This is a genomic window from Ideonella sp. P3_A4, from assembly GCF_056403075.1.
In genome coordinates this window covers 1-1,848 of sequence record NZ_JBFUGE010000910.1, presented here as the reverse complement: position 1 = coordinate 1,848, position 1,848 = coordinate 1, and the positions used below count along the sequence as shown (strand labels likewise).

The window sequence follows — 1,848 nt, the reverse complement described above, 5'->3', positions numbered from 1 at the left end:
CCCAAGGGCCTCGCCCCAGCGCCGTGCAGCAGAACGTGCCGGCCTGGTTGGTGTTCGGCATGTTCTTCGTCGTTGCCTCGCTGGCCAACCTGCTCGTGCAGGAACGCGCCAGCGGCACGCTCGCGCGGCTGCGCAGCCTGGGCGTGCCGACCTGGGCGCTGCTGCTGTCCAAGACCTGGCCGTACCTCGCGGTGAACCTGCTGCAAGCCGCGCTGATGCTAGCCGTGGGCGTGTGGCTGATGCCGCTGCTCGGCGGTGAAGGGCTGTCGCTGGCCGGCATCGATTGGGGCGCGCTGCTGGTGGCCATCGGCGCCGTCAGCCTCGCCGCCGTCGGCATGGGTTTGGCCCTGGCCGGTGCAGTGCGAACCCACGCGCAAGCCAGCGCCGTCGGGCCGATCGCCAACATCCTGATGGCGGCCATCGGCGGCATCATGGTGCCCAAGTTCGTGATGCCGGCCTTCATGCAGCGCCTGGCCGAATGTTCGCCGATGAACTGGGGCCTTGAGGCGCTGCTTCAGGTCCTGATGCGCGGCGGCGACGTCGCCGCTGTCGCGCGGCTGACTTGGCCGCTGCTCGTTTTCGCCGCGCTGATGTTTGCGCTGGCCGTTGTCCTGATCCACCCCCGCGCAAGATGACACCGATCGAACTGGCCGCAGAACTGAAGACCCTCGTGCTCGAGGCCGCAGAAAAGCAGGCACCGGCTGGCGGCCTGTCCGACGACGAACCGCTGTTCGGCCCCGACGCGCGGCTGGACCTGGACTCGCTCGACGCGCTGCAGGTCTCGATGGCGATTCAGGCCCGCTTCGGTGTGCGCATGGCCGACAGCAAGGAAACCCGCCGCGCGCTCGCCTCGATCGCGCAACTGGCCAACTACCTGGCCGCACAGATGGCCACCAAGCGGTGATGAAGCGGTGAGCGCGCCGGTGTACGTCACTGGCCGTGGTCTTGCCTGCGGTCTTGCGCCGACGCTGGAAGCGGCCCTCGCGGCCTTGGCCGAGGGCGGGGTAGCGCCGGGTTGGCTCAGCCTGGCCGGTGGGTTCGGCTGCCCTTATTTCTCGCTCGACAACGACACCCAGACGCCGTGGAACGAGCGCGCGCAACGCTGGGTTCTGCAGGTCGCCAGCGAAAGCGGGGCGCTGGCCGGCGACCGTCGCGGTGCCTTGTTCATCGCCTCGTCGTCGCTGGACATCGGCGCGCGTGAAGACAGCGGCCAGTTCGACGGCAGTTTCGATGACTTCGCGCAGAGCGTGTCTACCTGGCTGGACTGGCAAGGGCCGGTCTACAGTGTGAGCACCGCCTGCACGTCTGGGCTGAATGCGATGTTGTGCGCCCAGGCGGCGATGAGCCAGGGACTGGTCTCTGAGGCGTTGGTGTTGGGGATCGAACTGCGCAGCCGGGTCACGCCGGGCGGCTTTCTCGGCATGCAGCTGTTGTCGCCAACCCGCGCCCGGCCGATGGGCTTGGCGCGCGACGGCATGGTGCTGGGGGAGGCTGTCGCTGCACTTCATCTGACCAGCCGCCCGTCACGCTGGCGGCTGGCTGGTGGGGCCAACCGGGTTGATGGCCGCGACGCTGGTGGCGCCGAACGCAGGGTCGACTTCGCCGTCCACCCGGGGCCAGGCCCCGCTTTCGAGACAGCCCGTCAGCAGCGCCACTTCGGCCAACCCGGCAGCGCCCAGCGCGTGGCCGATCGCTCCTTTCAGGCTCATCAAGGGCGGCATCTGCACGCCGAACAAGCGGTGCAGCGCCTGGATCTCGGTCGCGTCGTTGGCCGGGCTGCCCGCAGCCTGCAACTTGACCAGGCCGACCTCGTTCGTCTCGACGCCACTGCGCCGCAAGGCCTCACGG

Annotated in this window: 3 protein-coding genes and 1 pseudogene; 3 read left to right on the top strand and 1 reads right to left on the bottom strand. The window is 69.2% G+C overall.

Features of this window, described 5'->3' with window-relative positions:
- The 3 genes and pseudogenes from AC1DYI_RS34335 to AC1DYI_RS34325 form a co-directional block, all read left to right on the top strand.
- A partial coding sequence (locus tag AC1DYI_RS34335) for an ABC transporter permease (RefSeq protein WP_477208577.1) occupies positions 1-635 on the top strand: 635 nt, incomplete at its 5' end.
- Positions 632-904, top strand: a complete 273-nt coding sequence (locus AC1DYI_RS34330) for an acyl carrier protein (protein WP_477208576.1) — start codon at positions 632-634, stop codon at positions 902-904. The genes AC1DYI_RS34335 and AC1DYI_RS34330, both read left to right, overlap by 4 nt.
- A pseudogene (locus AC1DYI_RS34325) lies at positions 807-1,457 on the top strand (beta-ketoacyl synthase N-terminal-like domain-containing protein); the annotation flags it as partial. The gene AC1DYI_RS34330 and the pseudogene AC1DYI_RS34325, both read left to right, overlap by 98 nt.
- Before the next feature lie 66 nt (positions 1,458-1,523).
- On the opposite strand, the gene AC1DYI_RS34320 reads toward AC1DYI_RS34325, so the two are convergent.
- Positions 1,524-1,793 carry a hypothetical protein gene (locus AC1DYI_RS34320; RefSeq protein ID WP_477208578.1) on the bottom strand — a complete coding sequence of 90 codons (270 nt, stop codon included), beginning with the start codon at positions 1,791-1,793 and terminating at the stop codon, positions 1,524-1,526.
- Positions 1,794-1,848: the final 55 nt, after the last annotated feature.

Coding starts and splice junctions, on each gene's coding strand:
- AC1DYI_RS34330 (WP_477208576.1), top strand. CDS start 632: ATGACACCGATCGAACTGGCCGCAGAACTGAAGACCCTCGTGCTCGAG.